Annotated in this window: 22 protein-coding genes; 13 read left to right on the forward strand and 9 right to left on the reverse strand. The window is 66.7% G+C overall.

The features are described from left to right. Positions 1 to 94: 94 nt before the first annotated feature. Together IFR23_RS18225 and ruvX are read left to right on the forward strand one after the other, a co-directional pair. Positions 95 to 1,201 carry a DUF3089 domain-containing protein gene (locus IFR23_RS18225; protein ID WP_192977074.1) on the forward strand — a complete coding sequence of 369 codons (1,107 nt, stop codon included), beginning with the start codon at positions 95 to 97 and terminating at the stop codon, positions 1,199 to 1,201. Beyond that, positions 1,198 to 1,665, forward strand: coding sequence for a Holliday junction resolvase RuvX (gene ruvX / locus IFR23_RS18230; RefSeq protein ID WP_060524389.1), 468 nt, complete (start codon positions 1,198 to 1,200; stop codon positions 1,663 to 1,665). Before IFR23_RS18225 ends, ruvX begins: the two co-directional genes overlap by 4 nt. Here the strand turns inward: ruvX and IFR23_RS18235 are convergent. Next, positions 1,662 to 3,218, reverse strand: a complete 1,557-nt coding sequence (locus tag IFR23_RS18235) for a hypothetical protein (RefSeq protein ID WP_192977075.1) — start codon at positions 3,216 to 3,218, stop codon at positions 1,662 to 1,664. The two genes, ruvX and IFR23_RS18235, sit on opposite strands and share 4 nt — an antisense overlap. 98 nt (positions 3,219 to 3,316) lie before the next feature. Between IFR23_RS18235 and IFR23_RS18240 the strand changes: the two genes are divergently transcribed. Beyond that, positions 3,317 to 4,303, forward strand: a complete 987-nt coding sequence (locus IFR23_RS18240; protein ID WP_056048137.1) for an aspartate carbamoyltransferase catalytic subunit — start codon at positions 3,317 to 3,319, stop codon at positions 4,301 to 4,303. Further along, positions 4,300 to 5,520 carry a dihydroorotase gene (locus IFR23_RS18245; RefSeq protein WP_192977076.1) on the forward strand — a complete coding sequence of 407 codons (1,221 nt, stop codon included), beginning with the start codon at positions 4,300 to 4,302 and terminating at the stop codon, positions 5,518 to 5,520. The genes IFR23_RS18240 and IFR23_RS18245 overlap by 4 nt, the downstream gene beginning before the upstream one ends. A gap of 164 nt (positions 5,521 to 5,684) precedes the next feature. On the opposite strand, the gene IFR23_RS18250 is transcribed toward IFR23_RS18245, so the two are convergent. From IFR23_RS18250 to IFR23_RS18260, 3 genes are read right to left on the reverse strand one after another with little or no spacing between them, the layout of a single operon-like run. Continuing rightward, the gene (locus IFR23_RS18250; RefSeq protein ID WP_192977077.1) at positions 5,685 to 7,025 is read right to left on the reverse strand and encodes an SPOR domain-containing protein; all 1,341 of its coding nucleotides are present in this window, start codon (positions 7,023 to 7,025) and stop codon (positions 5,685 to 5,687) included. Between the two features lie 16 nt (positions 7,026 to 7,041). After that, a complete protein-coding gene (locus tag IFR23_RS18255) occupies positions 7,042 to 7,497 on the reverse strand; it encodes a hypothetical protein (protein WP_192977078.1) in 456 nt (151 codons plus the stop codon). Between the two features lie 4 nt (positions 7,498 to 7,501). Next, positions 7,502 to 8,206, reverse strand: coding sequence for a ParA family protein (locus IFR23_RS18260; RefSeq protein ID WP_192977079.1), 705 nt, complete (start codon positions 8,204 to 8,206; stop codon positions 7,502 to 7,504). A 179-nt stretch (positions 8,207 to 8,385) separates the two neighbouring features. On the opposite strand from IFR23_RS18260, the gene IFR23_RS18265 reads away from it, so the two are divergent. The 3 genes from IFR23_RS18265 (at position 8,386) to IFR23_RS18275 (ending at position 10,255) form a co-directional block, all read left to right on the forward strand. Beyond that, on the forward strand, positions 8,386 to 9,390 hold the full coding sequence (locus tag IFR23_RS18265; protein WP_192977080.1) for an SPOR domain-containing protein: 1,005 nt from the start codon (positions 8,386 to 8,388) through the stop codon (positions 9,388 to 9,390). Positions 9,391 to 9,462: 72 nt separating this feature from the next. Beyond that, entirely contained in the window at positions 9,463 to 9,672 is a 210-nt protein-coding gene (locus IFR23_RS18270; protein ID WP_192977081.1) for a hypothetical protein, read from the forward strand. Between the two features lie 100 nt (positions 9,673 to 9,772). Continuing rightward, positions 9,773 to 10,255 carry a hypothetical protein gene (locus IFR23_RS18275; RefSeq protein ID WP_192977082.1) on the forward strand — a complete coding sequence of 161 codons (483 nt, stop codon included), beginning with the start codon at positions 9,773 to 9,775 and terminating at the stop codon, positions 10,253 to 10,255. A 148-nt stretch (positions 10,256 to 10,403) separates the two neighbouring features. Here the strand turns inward: IFR23_RS18275 and serB are convergent, their stop codons facing one another. Continuing rightward, entirely contained in the window at positions 10,404 to 11,285 is an 882-nt protein-coding gene (serB, locus tag IFR23_RS18280) for a phosphoserine phosphatase SerB (RefSeq protein WP_192977083.1), read from the reverse strand. On the opposite strand from serB, the gene miaA reads away from it, so the two are divergent. The 6 genes from miaA to leuA all read left to right on the forward strand — a co-directional run bounded on the left by miaA (position 11,278) and on the right by leuA (position 18,602). Beyond that, positions 11,278 to 12,207: a tRNA (adenosine(37)-N6)-dimethylallyltransferase MiaA gene (gene miaA / locus IFR23_RS18285; protein WP_192977084.1), complete on the forward strand. Its 930-nt coding sequence runs from the start codon at positions 11,278 to 11,280 to the stop codon at positions 12,205 to 12,207. The two genes, serB and miaA, sit on opposite strands and share 8 nt — an antisense overlap. Before the next feature lie 82 nt (positions 12,208 to 12,289). Next, positions 12,290 to 14,050 carry a biosynthetic-type acetolactate synthase large subunit gene (gene ilvB, locus IFR23_RS18290; RefSeq protein WP_192977085.1) on the forward strand — a complete coding sequence of 587 codons (1,761 nt, stop codon included), beginning with the start codon at positions 12,290 to 12,292 and terminating at the stop codon, positions 14,048 to 14,050. Position 14,051: 1 nt separating this feature from the next. After that, positions 14,052 to 14,567 carry an acetolactate synthase small subunit gene (ilvN, locus tag IFR23_RS18295; RefSeq protein WP_056048113.1) on the forward strand — a complete coding sequence of 172 codons (516 nt, stop codon included), beginning with the start codon at positions 14,052 to 14,054 and terminating at the stop codon, positions 14,565 to 14,567. Between the two features lie 101 nt (positions 14,568 to 14,668). Beyond that, positions 14,669 to 15,688, forward strand: coding sequence for a ketol-acid reductoisomerase (gene ilvC, locus IFR23_RS18300; RefSeq protein ID WP_192977086.1), 1,020 nt, complete (start codon positions 14,669 to 14,671; stop codon positions 15,686 to 15,688). A 457-nt stretch (positions 15,689 to 16,145) separates the two neighbouring features. Further along, complete coding sequence (locus IFR23_RS18305) at positions 16,146 to 16,751, forward strand: YceI family protein (RefSeq protein ID WP_192977087.1); 606 nt, start codon at positions 16,146 to 16,148, stop codon at positions 16,749 to 16,751. A gap of 192 nt (positions 16,752 to 16,943) precedes the next feature. Further along, positions 16,944 to 18,602 carry a 2-isopropylmalate synthase gene (gene leuA, locus IFR23_RS18310; RefSeq protein WP_192977088.1) on the forward strand — a complete coding sequence of 553 codons (1,659 nt, stop codon included), beginning with the start codon at positions 16,944 to 16,946 and terminating at the stop codon, positions 18,600 to 18,602. Between the two features lie 44 nt (positions 18,603 to 18,646). Here leuA and IFR23_RS18315 read toward each other — a convergent pair whose 3' ends face one another. From IFR23_RS18315 to folE, 4 genes are all read right to left on the reverse strand, one after another. Continuing rightward, positions 18,647 to 19,324 (reverse strand): type 1 glutamine amidotransferase domain-containing protein, encoded by a 678-nt coding sequence (locus tag IFR23_RS18315; protein ID WP_192977089.1) that lies wholly within the window; start codon positions 19,322 to 19,324, stop codon positions 18,647 to 18,649. 232 nt (positions 19,325 to 19,556) lie between these two features. Further along, a complete protein-coding gene (locus IFR23_RS18320; protein ID WP_192977090.1) occupies positions 19,557 to 19,913 on the reverse strand; it encodes a dihydroneopterin aldolase in 357 nt (118 codons plus the stop codon). Further along, a complete protein-coding gene (locus tag IFR23_RS18325) occupies positions 19,906 to 20,664 on the reverse strand; it encodes an SDR family NAD(P)-dependent oxidoreductase (RefSeq protein ID WP_192977091.1) in 759 nt (252 codons plus the stop codon). The genes IFR23_RS18320 and IFR23_RS18325 overlap by 8 nt, the downstream gene beginning before the upstream one ends. After that, positions 20,664 to 21,302 (reverse strand): GTP cyclohydrolase I FolE, encoded by a 639-nt coding sequence (folE, locus tag IFR23_RS18330; protein WP_192977092.1) that lies wholly within the window; start codon positions 21,300 to 21,302, stop codon positions 20,664 to 20,666. The genes IFR23_RS18325 and folE overlap by 1 nt, the downstream gene beginning before the upstream one ends. Positions 21,303 to 21,471: the final 169 nt, after the last annotated feature.

The following is a 21,471-nucleotide window of genomic DNA, read 5'->3' on the forward strand; positions in this document are numbered from 1 at the left end:
TCCCCCGCGGAGGCGGGGGAACACGAAGCTGCGCGATTGCAACGGCGGCGCGCATACGGCACGGGAGCCGGACCGCCTGCACGGAAGGTCCCGCTTGGCCCGCAAGTTTCTCTATTTCGTCGCCGCGATGATCGTCCTCGCGATCGCCGCCCTGCTCGCCTACCGCCTGTTCGGCACGCAGCTGATGCGCGCAGTGATGGTCCCGAGCGAGACTTTCCAGGCGCAACGCGAAGCCCCGCGCAACATCTACGCGCGAAAGATCATGTGGCTCGCCCGGCCCGATGCGCCCGGCAATCCCGCACTCTGGACGCCCCCCGGCTACACGCCCGGCAAGCCCGGCACGGGCGCGGCAATCTTCTTCATCCACCCGACATCGTACATCAACCGCGACCATTGGAACGCGCCGATCGACGACCCCGAGACCAATGCCCGGGCGGAACTGTTCCTGCGCGGCCAAGCGAGCGCCTTCAACGAGGCCGGCGACATATGGGCGCCGCGGTATCGCCAGGCGACGTTCGGCGCATTCCTGACCAGCGTCGCCGACAGCGAACGCGCGCTGGCACTAGCATACGGCGACGTCTCCGCCGCCTTCGACCGCTTCCTGAAAGAAGCCGGCCCGAAGCGCCCGATCATCCTCGCCGGGCATAGCCAAGGCGCATTGCACCTCACCCGCCTCCTCCGCGACCGCATCGCCACCGACCCGAAGCTGAAGGCACGGATCGTCGCGGCGTATGTCGTCGGCTGGCCAGTCTCGCGCACGACCGACCTGCCGAAGATGGGCCTCCCCGAATGTCGCGCAGCGGATCAGACCAGTTGCATCCTGTCGTGGGAAAGTTTCGCCGAACCCGCCGATCCGTCGCTGATCGTCGACGCGTACGACCAGACGACCGGCTTCAACGGCCAGGCGCGCAAAGGCACGCCGATGGTGTGCACCAACCCGCTGACCGGGATGCCGTACACCGCCGCGCCCGCCACGGCGAACCTCGGCACATTGGTCCCGTCCGCCGACCTCAAGACCGCGACGATCGTGATCGGCAGCGTCCCCGCACGCTGTGCCGACCGCGGCTTCCTGCTGATCGGCGAGCCGCCCAACCTCGGACCGTACGTGCTGCCCGGCAACAACTACCACGTCTACGACTACAGCCTGTTCTGGGCGAACATCCGTGCCGACGCCAACCGTCGCCTGAAGGCTTTCCAATGATCACGCTCTCCGCCGCGCAGTTCCGCGACGCCCTCCCGAACGGCGGCCGGCTGATCGGCCTCGACGTCGGCACCAAGACGATCGGCACCGCGCTCTGCGACGCCGGCTGGTCGTTCGCGAGCCCCGCGCTCCTGATCCGCCGCACCAAGTTCCAGAAGGACAAGGCCGCACTCGCCGAGATCATCAAGGCGCAGGCGGTCGTCGGTCTCGTCATCGGCCTGCCGATCAACCTCGACGGCAGCGAGAGCCCGCGCTCGCAGTCGACGCGAGCATTCGCGCAGAACCTCAAGGACATGGGCCTGCCAATTCTCCTCCAGGACGAACGCTGGTCGACCGTCGCCGTCACCCGCACGCTGATCGAACAGGACGCCAGCCGCGCCAAGCGCGCCGAACTCGTCGACAAGATGGCCGCCGCCTACATCCTCCAGGGCGCGATCGACGCGCTGGTGACCGCGCAGATCTAGCGCACGACCCGGTAGAGCGTGGACTGACCGTTGGTCCAGATCACGCGCAGGTCCGGCGCTTTCGCCGCTCCCGGCGCGAACCCGATCGTCCAGACGTGCGTGAAGGCCGCGCGCGGGAACTGCGCGATCGTCGTCTCGAAATCGGAACCTATGTCGGCACAGATCGACGGATAGACGCTCTGGCCAGGGTCTGCAGTATAGGGCGCGGCGATCGCATAGCGGATCTGCAGCGCCTGCTGGCCCTCGATAGCCCATTGCTCGTTGCTGAAAGCATCGCGCCGCACGATCGCCAATCCCGGCAGGTGATCGCGCCGCAGATCGGTCCACGCCCCGCTACACGGGCGTGCGATCAGAGACAGGACGGCCGCACCTCGTGGAATATGGCCGATCGCGGCGAGTTCCCGCTGCTGTTCGGACGATCGCTCGACGAAGCTGACGGTGTCGCCCGTCAAGCGGATCAGGACGAACGCCACCGCCAGCAGCGCCAGCGTCCGCGACTGCGCGACATCGGTCGGCCGTATCGCAATCAGCGCGAGCATCATCCCGGCCGGTGCGATCCGCATGTCGACATACGCGCCCCCCATCAGCAGCCGTGGCAGCACGACGAACGCGCCGAGGCATAGCAGCGCAGGCAGTCCGAGCAGCGGTGAAAATCCCATCCGTCGGCTCCGCAGGGCTGCGTACAGGACGCCGATCACCGTCAGCAACGAGAGCAGATCGAACCATTGCCAGCGATCACGAAAGAGCGACAGCAGCCACATCGTCTTCACCGTCAGGTTGAACCAGTCGTCGGCGCCCAACCCTCCCGCCCCCTGCCCCGACGCAGCGGCGGCGATCATGGCGATCAGCGGCACGCCGAGCGGTACGCATTGCACCGCTGCCATGACGAACGATGCGGGCCAGCCGCGCCCGCTGGCCCGTACTCGCGCGACGTCGGCGCCCGCCGCCATCAGCCCGAACAGTCCCCAACCGAAGCTGTGCGATATCCACAGCACGCACGCGATCGGCACGAACAGCAGCGCGCGCAGGACAAGTCGATCCTGCCGCCCCAACCGGATCCACAACGCCAGCGCGCAGAACGCGAGCGCCTGCGACAGCGCGAAATTGACGAAGCCGAACTGGAACGGCCAGGCATAGGCGAGCGGCACCGCGAACATCGCGGTCGGCGGCACGCGCCCATGCGCCTCGCGCGCTGCCCATAACAGCCCGGCGACAGTCAGCATCGGGATCGCGATCACCGCCAGCTTGGTCGCGACCTCGAACGGAAACAGGTGCGCCAGCGCCGGCACGAGCAAGTCCATCCCCAGATTGGGAATCAACGCCCAGCGATAGTCGTAATAGCGCTGAAGATCGGGCGAGGTCGGCAGCGCCATCGCGATATGCCAGCGTCCCATATGGCCCGGCAGATCGCTGAGTGGAGGCAGCGCCGGCCACAACAGCGGCACCGCGGACAGCAGGACGAGCGTCACGGCAAACGCGCGCGTTTCCCACCATCCGGCTCCGTTCGCGTTCGTCATCTCGTCCTGCGCCCTCGCCCCATCTGCAAACGCCATCCCATATCCACGCTAAATTCCGGTTAACCATGCGGATTGCGGCGGAGCATCGCGGAGCGCTTGCCCCCTGCCCCGCGCGCCACTATCCCGCAGCTTTAATGCGAACCTCAGATCACCGCCCCGCCGCCCTCATCGAAGGCGGCGCCGTCTTTCCGCACCGGCATCTCACCGGCATCGACGGGCTCCAGCCACACGAGATCGCGTTCCTGCTCGACGAGGCGGAGACGTGGGTCGGCGCCAACCGCACGCATGCCACGCCCGACAAGCGGCTAGCAGGGCTCACGCAGATCAATGCGTTTTTCGAAAACAGCACGCGCACGCTCCTGTCGTTCGAGATCGCCGGCAAGCGGCTCGGCGCCGACGTCGTCAACATGCACGCCGCACAGTCCAGCGTGAAGAAGGGCGAGACGCTGATCGATACCGCGATGACGCTCAACGCGATGCGCGCCGACGTCATCGTCATCCGGCATATGTCGAGCGGCGCGGTGCGGTTGATCGCGGACAAGGTCGACTGCCCCGTGCTGAACGCGGGCGACGGGCGCCACGAGCATCCGACGCAGGCACTGCTAGACGCGCTGACGATCCGCCGGCGCAAGGGTTCGATCGCCGGGCAACGCGTCGTGATCTGTGGCGATCTGCTGCACAGCCGCGTCGCGCGGTCGAACATCCTCGCCCTCACCGCGCTTGCCGCCGAGGTCCGCGTCTGCGCGCCCTCCACGCTGATGCCGCCGATGATCGAGCGGATGGGCGTCACGGCATTCACCGATTTCGACAAGGCCTTGGAGGGTGCGGACGTGGTGATGATGCTCCGGCTCCAGAACGAGCGAATGGACGGCGCGTACGTCCCCTCCACGCGAGAATATCGATTGCGCTACGGGCTGACGCTCGACCGGTTGGCGAAGGCGGCGCCCGATGCGCTGGTGATGCACCCCGGCCCGATGAACCGCGGCGTCGAGATCGATTCCGCGGTGGCCGATCATGCACGGTCGGCGATCACCGAACAGGTAGAGATGGGGGTCGCCGTCCGCATGGCCTGCCTGGACGTGCTGACCCGAAGAGCACGCGGCGTGGAGGGTTGGGCATGATCCTCGCGCTCACCAACGCAACCCTCGCCTGCCCGGTCGGCGGCGTGACCAAGGGCAATCTGCTGGTCCGCGACGGCGTGATCGTCGCGACCGGGATCGTCGATATTCCTGCCGATGCGACGGTCGTCGATTGCGGCGGCAAGACCATCGCACCCGGGATCGTCGACCTCGGCGTCGCGAAGGTCGACCGTGCTGCGTTCCGTGCCGGCGGGATCGTGCGGATCGGCCTGATGCCCGACCAGTCGCCGGTGCTCGACGACCCCGGTATCGTCCAGCGTGCGGCGCTGATCGGCAAGCCCGACCTCTGGATTCACCCGATCGCGGCGGCAACGCGCGGACTCGAAGGCCATGACCTCGCCGAGATGGCGATCTGCCTGTCGGCGGGCGCGAAGGCGGTCGGCACGGGCAAGCACTGGATCGCCGACAGTGGCGTGATGCGGCGCGTGCTCGCCTATGCGCGCGATCTCGACGTGACGGTGATCGCGCATGCCGAAGACGGCGGGCTGACCGCCGGCGCGGTTGCGACCGAGGGCGAGACGGCGACCCGGCTCGGCCTCCCCGCCGCGCCGGCGGTGGCGGAGGCGCTGGCGATCGCGCGAGACCTGATGCTCGCCGAGGATACCGGTGCGCGGCTCCACATTCGCCAGGTGACGACGGCGGCCGGGTTCGACCTGATCCGCGCGGCGAAGCGTCGCGGCGTCGCCGTCACGTGCGGCATCACGCCCGCGCATCTGCATTTGTCGGAGATCGCGGTCAGCGACTTCCGCTCGTTCGCGCTGCTGTCGCCGCCGTTGCGTGCGGACAGCGACCGTCGCGCGGCACTCGAGGCGATCGCAGACGGCACGATCGACGTGCTGTGCTCGGGGCACGAACCGCGCGGGCCAGAGGAAAAGAGGCTGCCGTTTACCGATTCGAGCGGCGGGATGGCGGGCGCGGAGACGCTGTTGCCGCTCGCACTGATGCTCGTGCGCGACGAGCGCATCACCCTGGAGCGGCTGTTCGCGCTGCTGGCGAGCAACCCGGCACGCGTGCTCGGGCTCGATACCGGGACGTTGGAGGTGGGCAAGCCCGCCGACCTGATGCTGTTCGACCAGCAGGCGCCTTGGCAGATCGTCGGGGAAGAGTTTGCGGCCGAGGCTGGCAATACTCCGTTCGACGGCTTGCCGGTGCAGGGTCGCGTGTTGCGATTGTGGAAGGGTGGCCGCGAGGTTCGGTGAACGCGCCCAGCGCCCCATCGCTGATGCACCACCACCCCGGCGGAGGCCGGGGCCCAGTTGGAAAGGTCGGCGTAACGGAGTGCCGCCTTCAACTAGTGACGTTCCCCAACTGGGCCCCGGCCTCCGCCGGGGTGGCGTTTATGATGTAGGTGGGAGGCGCGCGCTTACCGCGACGCCATCTGCATACCCGGCTTGCGCAACCACAGCGCCATCGCATCGCCAGCGCCCTGCCGGACGAAGCACGCCCCGCCCGTGGCGCGGTACTGGCGACACATCGAATCCGCCGCCGACCGGCTGAACCCGCCGACCGAAAGCCGGTAGAAATCCTCGCCCCTCGCCTTGAAGGCCGTGCCGTTCGGCGAATAGCTGGCGAGCACCGCAAACCGGCGCGCGGCGCGGCCCCAGGCGTCCTTCGCAACGCCGGCACTTTCGAACGCGCCGAGCTGCACGTACCAGTTGCCGGTCGCCGCAGCCTTCACCCGGTACGCGGCGGTCGCCATGCCACGACCCGTTTGCGCGGGCGCCGCGGCAACCTTGATCGGGCCACCGGCCGGGCGCATCATCATAGACGGCAGCGACTGGACAACCTCCTGCCGCGGTCCGAACGACACCTTGGAGAAACCTGCGACCGGCCCCGCCGTCAGTGCCGCAGCCGTTTCGACGGGAAGCGGCGCGCCGGGAACCTCGACCGGATCGGCCGCCGCCAGGGCCTGCTCGGGAACGCCCGGCACGACAGGCGCGGGCGCGTTCAACGCCAGCGCCGCCGGCTGCCCGGGATCGACCACCGCACGGACGCCGAGCAGCCCCGCCACCTGGTCCGACGCGTTGGCGGGTTGCGCGAACGTCGCCCATTGTTCGAGCCGAGCATCGACATCCGCCGGCGCCATGTCCGCCGCGGCGACCACGCGCGCCGCGGGCCACTGCCCTGCCAGCGCATAGCTCAACGCCAGATTCTGCCGCACCTTGGCACTCGCCGCGGGCGAACGCGCAACCTCGGTCAACACCGCGATGCCGCCGGCCGTATCCCCTGCCAGCGATAGCGCCAGCCCGCGATCGGTCGCCGGGATGATCGCAGCGTTTACCGCCAGCGTCTGCCGCGCCGCCTGCCAGTCCCCCGTCGCGACCTGCGACAGCGCGAGGTTCAGCGCAGCCTTGCCGTTGCCCGGCGACAGCTGGAGCGTGTCCGCGAACGCGCGGGATGCCGATGCGAACCGACCGCCCTGGAGATAACTCTGCCCGAGCAGCATGCGATACTCCGCCGACCGCGGCACCAGCGCGACGGCATTCTCCGCAAGACCGATCGCCGCCGATCCGTTGCGATTGGCGAGCGCGATCTGTGCCTTGCCCGCGTCGCGCGCCGCGCCCTTCGACGCCAGCGCCGCGCTGCGATCGCTGGCCGAGGCGACGCCCCCGTTGCTCATGGCGCCATTGGCGGCGCAACCGACCATCGTACCGCCAAGCAGGAGGGCCGATATGCCGCCGAGGAGAAGTGCGCGCGTGTTCATCGGGATGATCCCTGTTTCAACGTTTGGGTTTTGCGGGCGGCAGTTGCGCGACGAGCGCCTCCACCTCGGGCAAGGATTGCAGGAAAGCGTCGAGCGCCTGGGTCATCAGTTGCTGCGACGAACGTCGGGTAATTGCACTTGCCAGCCGAAGCCGCAGATGCCGGTCGGCATCGAGGCGCAACGTGAACGCCGCCTTCGATCCCGGGGTCGTCGGCGCCGCCTGGCGCCTGATCCGTACGGCAGTCGCGAGCGAAACATCGGCGACGGCGATCGGCGGCGTCTCGATCCCGGCCTTCAACGCCTCGCGCTCGATCAACACGGGCGGCACGGGCGATCCCATGTCGTTCCAGCCCAGATCGTCGCCTGCATCGTTTGGCGCGCGTTCGTCCTGCGCGCGCATCGCGGGGCGTGCATCGCCCTTGCGCGCCAGCAGCGAGGACGACAGCGACGCGGCGGGTTTCGGCTGGACCATGGTCTTAGCCGACCACTCGACGACCGAAGCCACCAGGGGCGGGGCGATGCCCTGCGGCGGTCGGCACGGTGAACACGGTACGGCGAAAGTTCTTTTCCAGCCGGTCGCAGACATAGGTCCACAAAGCCTCGATCTCGGCGGCCGACTTGCTCTTCGGGTCCAGCTCCATGACGGAACGTCCGTCGATCATCGACACCGCGAAGTCGGTGCGCTGGTGGATGATCGTCGGCGCCACCGTGCCGTGCTGCGACAGGGCGAGCGTGGCTTCGGCGGTGATGCGCGCTTTCGGCGTCGCCGCGTTGACGACGAAGATCAGTGGCTTGCCGGCCCGTGCGCACATGTCGACGGTGGCGCCGACGGCGCGCAGATCATGGGGGCTGGGCCGGGTCGGCACGACGATCAGCTCGGCGACCTGGATCACGCTCTGGATCGCCATCGTGATCGCAGGCGGCGTATCGATCATCGCCAGCTTGAAGCCTTGTTGGCGAAGGATCTCCAGATCCGCCGCCAGCCGCGATACCGTGGTCTGCGCGAAGGCGGGGTCTTCGTCGGTTCGCTCGTTCCACCAGTCGGTCAGCGACCCCTGCGGATCGATGTCGATCAGGACCACGGGCCCGTGTCCGGCACGCTCGGCCTGGACGGCGAGATGACCCGTCAAGGTCGTCTTCCCCGATCCCCCCTTCTGCGATGCGAACGCTAGAACGCGCATAATCGGCCCAACCCCTGGTATTCGCGACGGGAGTGCCATGCGCGGCTCTAAGAAGCGGTTAACGCGGCTTCATAATGGGTTCGAATCAAGCGACATTGGTGCGAAATCCGCACAAGCTCCCTTTGCCATGCGCGCCGAACGGCGGCATGGTAGCGACGAGTGGATGTTGAGGTAGAGCGATGACGGTTGGGAAGCTTCTCTTGGGTGCGGTCGCGTTGAGCGGCGTGCTCGTCGCCGTTCCCGCGATGGCCGACGTGAAGGCCGGCGTCGATGCCTGGGCCAAGGGCGATTTCCCGAAGGCGGTCGGCGAATGGCGCCCGCTCGCGATCGGCGGCGATGCCGATGCGCAGTTCAATCTCGCCCAGGCGTACAAGCTCGGCCGCGGCGTACCGCTCGATCCGGCGCTCGCCGAGAGCTGGTTCCGCAAGGCGGCGATGCAGGGGCATCAGCAGGCCGAGGACAATTACGGGCTCGCGCTGTTCCAGGCGGGGAAGAAATCCGACGCGCTGCCATGGCTGGAGAAGTCGGTTGCGCGCGGCGAACCGCGGACCCAGCTGGTGCTCGGCACGATGCTGTTCAATGGCGACGGCGTCCCGCGCGATTTTCCGCGCGCCTATGCGCTGATGACGCGCGCGTCGGCGTCCGGGTTGCAGTCCGCCTCGCAGACGCTGACGCAGATGGACCAGTATATCTCGCCCGCAGACCGCGAGAAGGGCACCGCACTGGCGCAGCAATATGCGTTGCAGGCCAGGCCCGCAGCCGCGCCGCGCTCGACGGTCGGGCAGACGCCCGTCCCGCCGTCCCGCATCGCCGAAACGCCGCGCCCGACCAGGCTGGCGCCGAGTCCGCTGCCCGCCCGCGTTCAGGCCCCCGCGCGGGAGCCGGTAGCCAAACCCACACCCAAGCCCGTGCCGCCGAAAGCCAACGCACCGACGCCTGCCGTCGCGAAGCTGGCGCCAGCGCGTGCGACCGGCAACTGGCGCATCCAGCTTGGCGCCTTCCGCGACCAGGGCAATGCCGAGACGCTGTGGAACAAGGTTCGCGGCAAGCTCCGTGGCGCACAGCCTTCCTATCCCAAGGCGGGCAGCGTGACCCGGCTCCAGGCGGGCGGCTTCGCGTCGAAGGCGGATGCGACGCGGGCTTGCTCGGCGGCTGGCGTGCCCTGCGTGATCGTCGCGCCTTGATCTGATCCCCCGGATGCTCGTGATGAGCAGGATGCTCGTGATGAGCCGGATGCTTCTGATAAGGACGTGCGAATGTTGTTCCTGACCCTGGCGTTGGTGTCGGCGCCATCGACCTGCACCGAGATCAAGCAGCAATGCCGCGCGTGCCCCACCGAAAGCAGCATCAAAGGATGTTCGACAGTCGGCATAGCCTGCCAGCCCACCCGTCGCGTGTGCGAACCTGCCGTCCCGCCGAAGACCATGGCACGAACGGATCGTGGCCTCGACAAGAGGGCGCGCTGAGCGACGTCGCCTGCTACCCGGCGGCCGAGCGATCCGGTGCGGCAGGGATCAAATAGCCGGACCGGTCGTTTCGTTTCGACATCGACCGGGAGCTAGATGAATGATTTCGAAGACCTTGGCGCTGGCACTTGCCGGCGCAACGCTGTTGGCCGCGTGTTCTGGCGAGCAGCCTGCGACTACCAATACCGACGCGATGGCGGATAACGGCGTATCGCTGCGCAACCTCGCCGAGACCGAGGTGGCCGTACCCAAGCCCGAGCAGCTGACGGTCAAGGGCCGGCTGATCCCTACCCCTTCCGATCCGACGTCACGCCATTTCCTGTTGCGCGAGCGCAAGGCCGTAGGCGGAACGATCATCGCGATCCTGCGCCAGGAGCATGACGGTAAGGTCGCCTATGCGCGCACCGAGACCGATTGCGCCAATCGCCTGTTCCACGTCCTCGGCGTCGGCCCGAACCGCGCGCTGGTCGAGACCAACGTAGCGCATGACGGTCCGCTGCGCCCGATCAAGGGCCTGCCGTTGCGTGAAGAGCTTGCGACGTATGTTTGCAACGCGAGCGGTACGCCGTTGGCAAAGGGCTGACGCGACCCCTCTGATCCTCCCCCGCCAGGGGGAGGTGGCTGGCCCTTGCCAGACGGAGGGGGAGGTAAGGGAAACCAGCGTTCCGTGTCCTCCCCCTCCGTCGCCTTCGGCGCCACCTCCCCCTAGCGGGGGAGGATCGCAAGGACGGCTAGTCTAAGACCCAGTGCTGCTTCGCGATACCCTGCGCATAGAGCAGCGCAGTAAGGTCGCCATGATCGATCCGCGCGGCTGCCGCAGCCGCAACAATCGGCTTGGCGTGATAGGCCACACCAAGCCCGGCCGCCTCGATCATCGCCAGATCATTCGCGCCATCACCGACCGCGAGCGACTCCTCGACCGTAATCCCCCGCTCGGCGATCGCGGCGTGCAGCGTCGTCAGCTTCGTATTCGACCCGACGATCGGCTTGGTCACCGTCCCCGTCAGCACGCCACCGTCGATCTCAAGCACGTTGGCGATCGCGCGGTCGAAGCCGATCTCCTTCGCTACCGGCTCCGCGAACCGCGTGAAGCCTCCCGATACCAGCACCGCCAGAGCGCCCTGCGCGCGCATCGTCCGCACGAGCGCCTTCGCGCCGGGCATGATCTTCACGCGTTCGGTCAGACAGCGTTCGATGTCGCTTTCGGCCAGCCCCTTCAGGAGGGCAACGCGAGCGTCGAGCGCCGCTTCGAAATCGAGTTCACCGCGCATCGCGCGTTCGGTGATCTCCGCGATCTGCGGCTTGATACCGGCATAGTCGGCGAGTTCGTCGATGCATTCGACGGTGATCATCGTCGAGTCCATGTCGGCGACGATCAACGTCTTGGTGCGCGTCAGGCTCGATTGTACGACGACGTCAGTCGCGGGGAATGCCCCCTCGAGCGCGACCCGCGCCGCGTCAGGCGCCATCCCGAAGATCAGGTCGGCAGCGTCGCCCTCGTCGATCCAGCCGCTCGCGCCCGGTGCGCAGTCCGCGTCGCGCAGGCGGTCCATCGCGGTCGAAATATCGCCTGCGGTCAGCGTGCCCGAGGCTATAAGCGTTGCCGTGAACATAGAAACTCTCCCGAAGGTCGCGCTCATCGCAGGGCCGACCGCGAGCGGCAAGTCCGCGCTCGCGCTGGCCATCGCTGCGCGCCACGACGGCGTCGTCATCAACGCCGACTCCGCGCAGGTCTATGCCGACCTCCGCATCGTCACCGCGCGCCCGTCGGCAGAAGAAGAAGCGACCGCCCCGCACCGGCTGTTCGGCCATGTCGACGCCGCCGACGCGACCTACTCCGCTGCGCGCTGGGCCGCCGAGGCGACGCTGGCGATCCGCGACACGCTCGCCGAGGGCAAGCTGCCGATCCTGGTCGGCGGCACCGGGCTCTACATCCGCACGTTGCTCGACGGCATAGCGCCCGTCCCTGCGATCGACCCGGCCCTCCGCGAGGAGGTCCGCGCCCTACCCGTGGCGGAGGCGCACGCCGCACTCGCGCAACTCGACCCGCAAGCTGCGGCCAAGCTCAACGCCGCCGACACCACCCGCGTCGCCCGAGCGCTCGAAGTCGTCCGCGGCACCGGCCGCACGCTCACCGATTGGCAGACCGAGAAGGTCGGCGGGATCGGCGAGACGATCGACGTCCGCGCGCTCATCCTGATCCCCGACCGCGACTGGCTCAACGCGCGCATCGACCAGCGCTTCGCCGAAATGGCCGACACCAGCCGCGAGGAAATCGCCGCGCTTCTCGCCCGCACCGACATTCCGCAGGACGCCCCGATCCGCCGCGCGATCGGTGTGCCCGAGATCGCCGCGCTCGTTCGCGGCGAGAAGTCGAAACCCGACGCCATCGAAGCCGGATCGCTCGCCACGCGCCGCTACGCCAAGCGACAATATACGTGGCTCCGGCACCAGCCACCGCCCGAATGGACACGCACCGAAGCCCTTGATCTCTCAACGCGGTTGCAGCAAATTGAAACTATATTGCTCAAATGATGTTTGACACGCATCTTTTATATCGGTAGCCGGCCCCTCCACGAGACGCTAAAGGCAGTGTTCTCGCAAAGGATGATGTGAAATGACCGAGAAGAGTGGAGCCGATATCCTGATCGAGGCGCTGTGCGATCTCGGCGTGGAGGTCGTCTTCGGCTATCCGGGTGGCGCCGTGCTGCCGATCTACGACGCGCTGTTTCGCCACAATTCGAACGGCGGTCGGATCAAGCACATTCTGGTGCGCCACGAACAGGCCGCGACGCATGCCGCGGAAGGCTATGCCCGCTCGACCGGCAAGCCCGGCGTGGTGCTCGTCACCTCGGGCCCCGGCGCGACCAATGCGGTCACCGGGATCACCGACGCGCTGATGGATTCGATCCCGATGGTCGTGATCACCGGCCAAGTGCCGACCGCGCTGATCGGCACCGACGCGTTCCAAGAGGCCGATACCGTCGGCATCACGCGCCACTGCTCGAAGCACAATTATCTCGTGAAGGACCCCGCCCGCCTGGGTGACGTGATCCACGAGGCGTTCCACATCGCCACCTCGGGGCGTCCGGGGCCGGTGGTCGTCGACATTCCCAAGGACGTGCAGGTCGCGACCGCGCGCTACAAGAAGCCGGGGCCGATCCAGCACAAGACCTATCGCCCGCAGGTGAAGGCCGATCAGTCGCAGATCGAGCAGCTCGTCGACATGCTCGCCGCGGCCGAACGCCCGATCCTGTACACCGGCGGCGGCATCATCAACTCGGGCCCCGCCGCAAGCCAGTTGCTGTGCGAACTCGTCCGCATCACCGGCGCGCCGGTGACGTCGACGCTGATGGGTCTCGGCGCCTATCCCGCGTCGGGGCCGCAGTGGCTCGGCATGCTCGGGATGCACGGCACGTACGAGGCCAACTTGGCGATGAACCAGGCCGACCTCGTCGTCGCGCTCGGCTCGCGCTTCGACGACCGCGTGACCGGGCGGCTGGACGCGTTCAGCCCGAACTCGCGGAAAGTGCATATCGACATCGATCGCTCGTCGGTGAACAAGACGGTGCGCGTCGATCTCGGGATTATCGCGGATGTCGGCCATGCGCTCGAGGACATGGTGCGGATCTGGAAGAGCCGCCAGCATCCCAAGCCCGACACGACCGACTGGCAGCGTCGCATCGCCGGCTGGCGTGCGGTGAAGTGTCTCGATTTCCCCGAGAACGACCCGAACGAGATCATGCCGCAGCGCGCGATCCGGGCGCTGTTCGACGCGACGCACGCGCAGTCGCCGATCATCACGACCGAGGTCGGCCAGCACCAGATGTGGGCCGCGCAGCATTTCGGGTTCGAGAAGCCGAACAAGTGGCTGACCAGCGGTGGTCTCGGGACGATGGGGTACGGCCTGCCCGCCGCGATCGGCGCGCAGCTCGGCAACCCGAACGCCCTGGTGATCGACATCGCCGGCGAGGCCTCGATCCAGATGAACATCCAGGAGCTGGCCACCGCGTCGCAATACCGGTTGCCGGTGAAGATCTTCATCCTCAACAACCAGTATATGGGCATGGTCCGCCAGTGGCAGGAGCTCACCTATGAGAGCCGCTATGCCGAGAGCTATTCGGATTCGCTGCCCGATTTCGTGAAGCTCGGCGAGGCCTATGGCTGGAAGGGCATCCTGATCGAGACGCGCGACCAGCTCGACGGCGGGATCGCCGAGATGCTCGCGTATGACGGCCCGGTGATCGTCGATTGCCGCGTGTCGCAGCTGACCAACTGCTTCCCGATGATCCCGTCGGGCGCCGCGCATACCGACATGATCCTGCAGGCGAACGAGGTGTCCGGCACGATGGACGACGAAGCGAAGGCGCTGGTTTAAGATGCACATTTCCCAGGAAAAGGCCGAGCGGCACACGCTCGCCGTCATCGTCGACAACGAACCGGGCATCCTCGCCCGAATCGCCGGCCTGTTCACCGCGCGCGGCTATAATATCGAGAGCCTGACGGTGAGCGAGATCACCGCGGACAAGTCGGTCAGCCGGATCACGATCGTCACCAGCGCCTCGCCGGCGACGATGGAGCAGATCATCGCCCAGCTCGACCGGCTGGTGCCGGTGCACAAGGTCACCGACCTCACCGCACAGGGCGCGCACGTCGAACGCGAACTCGCCCTAGTGAAGGTGCGTGGCACCGGCGACCACCGGATCGAGGCGCTGCGCCTCGCCGACGTGTACCGCGCGCGCGTGGTTGATGCGACGACGTCGAGCTTCGTGTTCGAGGTCACCGGCGGCATCGACAAGATCGACAAGTTCGTCGAACTTATGGGTGAAGTCGGTCTGATCGAAGTAGCCCGAACCGGCATCGTCGCGATCGCCCGCGGCAAAGAGCCGGCGTAACGCTTCTCCGCTTTTTAAGTTTTGTTCTCCCGCGAAGGCGGGAGCCCAGCCTGGACCTCCGCCTTCGCGGAGGGACACACCTTATCGAAAGGACCATTCCAATGCGTGTCTATTACGATCGCGACGCCGACCTGAACCTCATCACCGACAAGAAGATCGCGATCGTCGGTTACGGCTCGCAGGGCCATGCTCACGCGCAAAACCTCCGCGATTCAGGCGTCAAGGACGTCGCGATCGCGCTCCGCGAAGGCTCGGCCACCGCCAAGAAGGCGATCGAGGCGGGCTTCGCGGTCAAGTCGAACAAGGAAGCCGCAGCCTGGGCGGACATCGTCATGATCCTCGCGCCCGACGAACATCAGGCAGCGATCTACGCTGCCGACCTGCACGACAACCTCAAGCAGGGTGCGACGATTGCGTTCGCGCACGGCCTCAACGTGCATTTCGGCCTGATCGAGCCGCGCGCCGATCTCGACGTCATCATGATCGCGCCCAAGGGCCCTGGCCACACCGTGCGCAGCGAATATGTCCGCGGCGGCGGCGTCCCCTGCCTGATCGCGATCGACCAGGACAAGTCGGGCAACGCCCATGACATCGCTCTGGCATACGCGAGCGGCGTCGGCGGCGGTCGCTCGGGAATCATCGAGACCAACTTCCGCGAGGAATGCGAGACCGACCTGTTCGGCGAGCAGGCCGTGCTGTGCGGCGGCATCACCCACCTGATCCAGGCCGGGTTCGAGACGCTGGTCGAAGCCGGCTACGCGCCCGAGATGGCGTATTTCGAGTGCCTGCACGAGACCAAGCTGATCGTCGACCTGCTGTACGAGGGCGGCATCGCCAACATGCGTTATTCGATCTCGAACACCGCCGAATATGGCGACATCACGACGGGCCCGCGGATCATCACGGCGGAGACCAAGGCCGAGATGAAGCGCGTGCTGGCGGACATCCAGTCGGGTCGGTTCGTGAAGAACTTCATCCTCGACAATCGTGCGGGGCAGCCTGAGCTGAAGGCGGCGCGGAAGCAGGCGCTGGCGCATCCGATCGAGAAGATCGGGTCGGAGTTGCGTGGGATGATGCCTTGGATCGGGAAGAATGCTTTGGTGGATCGCGAGCGCAACTGAGCGAAGCGAACGCGCGTGAGCGCGGCCGGCACGACGAAGCCTGCCCATAGGGCACGGCTTCGCCGGGGCCGACGGGTTGGCGTGAGGAGCGCGTTTCGGTTGCTCCCATACCCCCAATCCACCCGGGCGAAGGCCGGGGCCCAATTGGGAAGGCTTTAGTAAAGGAGCGCCGTCCTCAGTCGGCAACATCCCCCAATTGGGCCCCGGCCTTCGCCGGGGTGGTATTGTAAGGTTGGGCCGGCTTCTCCTTTCTGTTCCCTCGCGAACGCGGGGGTCCAGGGTCTCGGGCGGTGGTCGTGGTTTAGCTGGGCCCCCGCGTCCGCGGGGGAACAAGAACGAGCGGTGCTCTCTTCTCCCCCTCCCCCACAACCCAATTCCGAAACACAGCGTTGGCATAACGTCGTTTGACGCGCCCCCTCCGCTCGGCCAGCATCGCGCGTCAAACAGGAGACCCCGCATGCGCCTAGTCCTAGCCTCGATCCTCGCCCTCACCGCCGCGCCCATCATGGCCCAGACCGCCGCCATCCCCGGCGCCCCGGTCAAGGCACGCGTCGCCGCCGGCACCTACGCGGTCGATCCGAACCACACGCAGGTCACGTGGCAGGTCAACCACATGGGCTTCTCGATGCTCGAAGGGCAGCTCGGCGCATCGGGCGGCAGCATCACGATCGATCCCGCCAAGCCGAACGCAACCAAGGTCGAGGTGAACTTCGCGATCGACCAGCTCTCGGTCACCGCGGCACCGTTCGCCGGCCATCTGAAGTCGAAGGACTTCTTCGACGCCGCGACCTACCCGACCGCGAAGTTCGTCTCGACCAAGGTCGTCGCGACCGGCGACAAGGCGACGATCACCGGCGACCTCACGCTCAAGGGCGTCACCAAGCCGGTCGTGCTGCAGGCGACCTTCATCGGCGCGGGCACGAACCCGATGAACAAGAAGCTCAACTTCGGCTTCCGCGCGACGACCTCGATCAAGCGCAGCGACTTCAATATCGGTGCTTACGCTCCGGTCGTGTCAGACAAGGTCGACCTCACGATCAACGCCGCCTTCTCCGCGCAATAATCTGTCAAAATCCCTATCGCGCTGGACACGGGACGTGTCCGCGCGATAGGACGCCATCAATGATGCACGGCCGCCTCCTGCTGCTTCGACTTACGCGCCCTTAGGCGCGCCGATCGTTTGCGCGGTGGCCATGCCCCGCGCCTCGCGCCTAAGGGCTGACCCGAACGCTCCCGACGACACGAGAGACTGGCCATGCTGCGCGACCCATCGACCAAATACCGTCCCTTTCCCCAAGTCGACCTGCCCGACCGCCAATGGCCGTCGAAGACCATCGTCAAGCCGCCGCGCTGGCTGTCCACCGATCTGCGCGACGGCAACCAGGCGCTGATCGATCCGATGGATGCCGAGAAGAAGACGCGGTTCTTCGACCTGCTCTGCAAGGTGGGCTTGAAGGAGATCGAAGTCGGTTTCCCGAGCGCGGGCGCGACCGAATTCGACTTTATCTCTGGCCTCGTGAAGACCGGCCGCATCCCCGACGACGTATCGATCCAGGTGCTCACCCAGTCGCGCCGTGACCTGATCGAGACGAGCTTCGCCAGCCTGGTCGGCGCGAAGACCGCGATCGTCCATCTCTACAACGCGGTGTCGCCGGCATGGCGCAAGATCGTGTTCGGGATGGACCGCGCGCAGGTGAAGCAGATCGCTGTGGACGGCGCCAAGGTGCTCCGCGACGAAGCCGCGAAGCAGCCGAACGTCCGCTGGCAGTTCGAATACAGCCCCGAAACCTTCTCGACCGCCGAACTCGATTTCAGCCTCGAGGTTTGCGAGGCGGTGATGGACGTCCTGATGCCGACGCCCGACAATCCGATCATCTTCAACCTGCCCGCCACCGTCGAGTGCGCGACGCCGAACATCTATGCTGACCAGATCGAATGGTTCGGGCGCAACATCCGCAACCGTGACGCGGTGGCGATCTCGCTGCACACGCATAACGACCGCGGCACCGGCGTCGCGGCGGCGGAGCTCGGCATGATGGCGGGTGCGGACCGCGTCGAGGGCTGCCTGCTCGGCAATGGCGAGCGCACCGGCAATTGCGATCTCGTGACCGTCGCGCTCAACATGTACACGCAAGGCGTCGATCCGAAGCTCGACCTGTCGGACATCGACGGCGTCGTGAACACGGTCAATTACTGCACCAACATCCCCGTCCACCCGCGCACGCCCTATGCCGGCGACCTGGTCTTCACCGCGTTCTCGGGGTCGCATCAGGATGCGATCAAGAAGGGCTTCGCGGCGCAGGAGGCGAAGAACGACACGCTGTGGGAGGTCCCGTATCTGCCGATCGACCCGGCCGATCTCGGCCGCAGCTACGAGGCGGTGATCCGAGTCAACTCGCAGTCGGGCAAGGGCGGCGTCGCCTGGGTGATCGAGCAGGACAAGGGGCTGAAGCTGCCCAAGCGGTTGCAGGCCGACTTCAGCCGCCACGTCCAGGCCTATGCCGACGAGACCAGCCGCGAGCTGAACGCCGCGGATATCTGGAGCCTGTTCGAGCGGACCTACATGCCGCAGGCCGACGACCGGGTGGAACTGCGCGACTATGAGGAGGGCGGTGCGTCGGGGCAGCGCGTCTTCATCGGCCGGGTTGCGATCGACGGCGAGGAGCGGTCGATCTCGGGGCGCGGCAACGGGCTGATCTCGGGCGTGATCGCGGCGATCGCGGAGTCGACCGGGCCGACACTCGACGTCGTCGACTACAACGAGCACGCGATCGGCCACGGTGCGGATGCGCAGGCGGCGGCGTATGTCGAATGCCGGACTGCCGAGGGTCGGACCGTGTTCGGCGTCGGCATGGACACCGACATCGCCACCGCGTCGGTCCGCGCAGTCCTGAGCGCCGCCAACCGCGCCTGACCTTATAAAAGGCGGCCACCGGCTGAACCGGTGGCCGTCTTTCCCTACGCCAACTTCGCCAGCAACGCCTGTGCCGCCTTTGCCGATGACGCAGGGTTCTGGCCGGTGATCAGCAGGCCGTCCTCGACCACGTACACACCCCAGTCGGCGGTCTTGGAATAGGTGCCGCCCTTCTGCTGCAGCATGTCCTCGACCAGGAACGGCACGACATCGCTAAGCCCGACAGCCGCCTCTTCGCTGTTGGTGAAGCCGGTGACCGTCTTGCCCTTCACGAGCGGCGCGCCATCGGCGGCCTTCACGTCGCGCAGCACGCCGGGTGCGTGACAGACCAGGGCGACGGGCTTGCCTGCGCCGATCGCGGTTTCGATCAACGCGATCGATGCCGGATCGTTGGCGAGATCCCAGAGCGGTCCGTGCCCACCCGGATAGAACACCGCGTCATAATCGGCGATCCGCATATCGGACAGTACGCGCGTATCGGCGAGCGCCGCGGTGGCCTCCGCATCGCCCTCGAACCGCCGCGTCGCATCGGTCTGCGCGTCGGGCTTGGCGCTGCTTGGATCGAGCGGCGGCTGGCCACCGGCCGGCGACGCGAGCGTGATGTCAGCACCCGCATCCTTGAACACGTAGTAAGGCGCGGCAAGCTCCTCCAGCCAGAAGCCGGTCTTTCGGCCGGTATCGCCGAGATCGGCATGCGAGGTGAGGACGACGAGAATCTTCAAGATTGATCTCCGGATCGGGTTCGTGGGGAGAGAACGAACCGGCTCTAGGATCGGCGCCTTACGCACGTGAAACGAATTGCGCCCGAACGTGGGACTATCGCCCTGGGCAGGGCCGGTCGGCAATCATACGACGCCATGCCCCTCCTTGTTCTCCCGCGAAGGCGGGAGCCCAGTCTGGATCCCCGCCTTCGCGGGGAAACAAGTCTTTTCCAAACGCTGGATCAATCTCCAGCTAGATCGAGCGCTCGCGCACGATACGGCAGCCGATCGCGGCGTCCGGGTATATGTCGGTCTTCATGGTCTCGATCTCGACCCGCCGCACCCGTTCGTCTGCCAGACACAGTGCGGCGATTGCCTCGCAGAGCGTCTCTTGAAGCGCGAACGGGCGCTCCGCTGCCATCGCCAGAATGCCTGCGCGGACGAAGTCGTAATCGAGGACTTCCCCGATCGCGTCTTCGCCAAGCGGCCCCGGATACACGACCGTCATCTCGACCGAAACGACCACGCGTTGTGGCGCGACCTCGTGCGGGTGAATGCCGAGGCGCATCATGACGTCGAGTCCGTCCAGGATCGTCGTGAATTCAGCCATTCCGCCCCTCAAACATCACGTCGCCGTCGCGCGTCAGAAACCGTTGTCCGCAATCGACGAACACATTCTGCCCCGTCACGCCCCTCGCGGTCAGCAGCCACGCGACCGCATCGGCCACTGCCTTCGCACCGACCGGTCGCTCGAGCAAATTGTCGCTCGCCACCGCTGCGAACTCTTCTTCGCTCTGGTCTCCGCTCGGCAAGGTCAGCCCCGGCGATACCGCGTTGACCGAGATGCGCGGTCCGAGCGCCTGTGCGAGCATCGTCGTCGCCCCCTCCAGCGCGATCTTGCCGCAACTGTACGAGAAAAAGTCCGGATTGAGGTTGGCCACCTTCTGGTCGAGCACATTGACCACCGCGCCGTCCGCGACATCGTCCTGCGACGCGAGCGCGGACGCGAGCAGCACCGGAGCACCGCAATTGATCGCGCCAAGCTCGGCGAACAGTACCGGATCGACGGCCGGCGGTCGGTCGAATTCGAACTTCGACGCGCAGTTCACCAGCCCGTCGATCGGTCCGCCGATCGCCGAGCGTGCCGCCGCGAACAGGTCGCCGATCGTGCCTAGATCGCTCAGGTCCCCAGGCACCGCAGCAGCACGCCCTCCCCCGCCAACGATCTCCGCCACCAGCGCGGCCGCCTCGTCGGGAGAATGTCCCTGATGCACGACCACGGCATGCCCGTCGGCAGCCAGCCGCCGGACGATCGCCGCACCCAGCCGCTTCGCCCCACCCGTCACCAGGACGGTTCGCATCAGACGCCACGCCCCATCAAGGCCAGCACTTCCTTCCGGCTGCGTTCGTCGTCGCGGAAAACGCCCATCATCCGGCTCGTGACCATCGTCACCCCCGGCGTGCGGACCCCGCGCGCGGTCATGCAGGCGTGGCTGGCCTCGATTACCACCGCGACGCCCTGCGGCTTGAGGTTGTCCCATATGCAGTCGGCCACTTCCGCGGTCAGCCGCTCCTGCACCTGCAACCGCCGCGCGAACCCGTGCAGCACGCGTGCGAGCTTCGAGATGCCGACGACATGGTCGCGCGGCAGGTACGCGATGTGCGCCTTGCCGATGATCGGTGCCATGTGATGTTCGCAATGCGACTGGAACGGGATGTCCTTGAGCAGCACGATCTCGTCATAGCCGCCGACCTCCTCGAACACGCGTTCGAGATGTTTCGCCGGATCGTCGCCATAGCCCGCGCAATATTCCTTCCACGCACGTGCAACACGACGCGGCGTGTCGAGCAACCCTTCGCGGGTCGGATCGTCGCCTGCCCAGCGGATCAGCGTACGGATCGCCGACGCTACGTCTTCGGGCACAATCACCTTGCCGTCGGGACCGAGTACATCTCCGTCAACCGACCGCTCCTCGGCCCCGTTCAGTTCATCCCGCATCGCAACACCCTTTGTCAGCATACCCAAACATCAGAACATGGGTCCTCTTTTGCAACTGTTTCATTTCAGCAACGCGCCATAAATCCAAGTAATCCGGGCTTCAAAAAGCGTTGACGGTGGAATTTTTTCGTCGTTACTTCGCCATACCTGAAAATCTAAATCGTGAATC

The organism is Sphingomonas sp. CFBP 13603 (assembly GCF_014892665.1).
Classification (GTDB): Bacteria; Pseudomonadota; Alphaproteobacteria; order Sphingomonadales; family Sphingomonadaceae; genus Sphingomonas.

Coding starts and splice junctions, on each gene's coding strand:
- ruvX (WP_060524389.1), top strand. CDS start 1,198: ATGATCACGCTCTCCGCCGCGCAGTTCCGCGACGCCCTCCCGAACGGC.
- IFR23_RS18235 (WP_192977075.1), bottom strand. CDS start 3,218: ATGGCGTTTGCAGATGGGGCGAGGGCGCAGGACGAGATGACGAACGCG.
- IFR23_RS18240 (WP_056048137.1), top strand. CDS start 3,317: ATGCGAACCTCAGATCACCGCCCCGCCGCCCTCATCGAAGGCGGCGCC.
- IFR23_RS18245 (WP_192977076.1), top strand. CDS start 4,300: ATGATCCTCGCGCTCACCAACGCAACCCTCGCCTGCCCGGTCGGCGGC.
- IFR23_RS18250 (WP_192977077.1), bottom strand. CDS start 7,025: ATGAACACGCGCGCACTTCTCCTCGGCGGCATATCGGCCCTCCTGCTT.
- IFR23_RS18255 (WP_192977078.1), bottom strand. CDS start 7,497: ATGGTCCAGCCGAAACCCGCCGCGTCGCTGTCGTCCTCGCTGCTGGCG.
- IFR23_RS18260 (WP_192977079.1), bottom strand. CDS start 8,206: ATGCGCGTTCTAGCGTTCGCATCGCAGAAGGGGGGATCGGGGAAGACG.
- IFR23_RS18265 (WP_192977080.1), top strand. CDS start 8,386: ATGACGGTTGGGAAGCTTCTCTTGGGTGCGGTCGCGTTGAGCGGCGTG.
- IFR23_RS18270 (WP_192977081.1), top strand. CDS start 9,463: ATGTTGTTCCTGACCCTGGCGTTGGTGTCGGCGCCATCGACCTGCACC.
- IFR23_RS18275 (WP_192977082.1), top strand. CDS start 9,773: ATGATTTCGAAGACCTTGGCGCTGGCACTTGCCGGCGCAACGCTGTTG.
- serB (WP_192977083.1), bottom strand. CDS start 11,285: ATGTTCACGGCAACGCTTATAGCCTCGGGCACGCTGACCGCAGGCGAT.
- ilvB (WP_192977085.1), top strand. CDS start 12,290: ATGACCGAGAAGAGTGGAGCCGATATCCTGATCGAGGCGCTGTGCGAT.
- ilvN (WP_056048113.1), top strand. CDS start 14,052: ATGCACATTTCCCAGGAAAAGGCCGAGCGGCACACGCTCGCCGTCATC.
- ilvC (WP_192977086.1), top strand. CDS start 14,669: ATGCGTGTCTATTACGATCGCGACGCCGACCTGAACCTCATCACCGAC.
- IFR23_RS18305 (WP_192977087.1), top strand. CDS start 16,146: ATGCGCCTAGTCCTAGCCTCGATCCTCGCCCTCACCGCCGCGCCCATC.
- leuA (WP_192977088.1), top strand. CDS start 16,944: ATGCTGCGCGACCCATCGACCAAATACCGTCCCTTTCCCCAAGTCGAC.
- IFR23_RS18320 (WP_192977090.1), bottom strand. CDS start 19,913: ATGGCTGAATTCACGACGATCCTGGACGGACTCGACGTCATGATGCGC.
- IFR23_RS18325 (WP_192977091.1), bottom strand. CDS start 20,664: ATGCGAACCGTCCTGGTGACGGGTGGGGCGAAGCGGCTGGGTGCGGCG.
- folE (WP_192977092.1), bottom strand. CDS start 21,302: ATGCGGGATGAACTGAACGGGGCCGAGGAGCGGTCGGTTGACGGAGAT.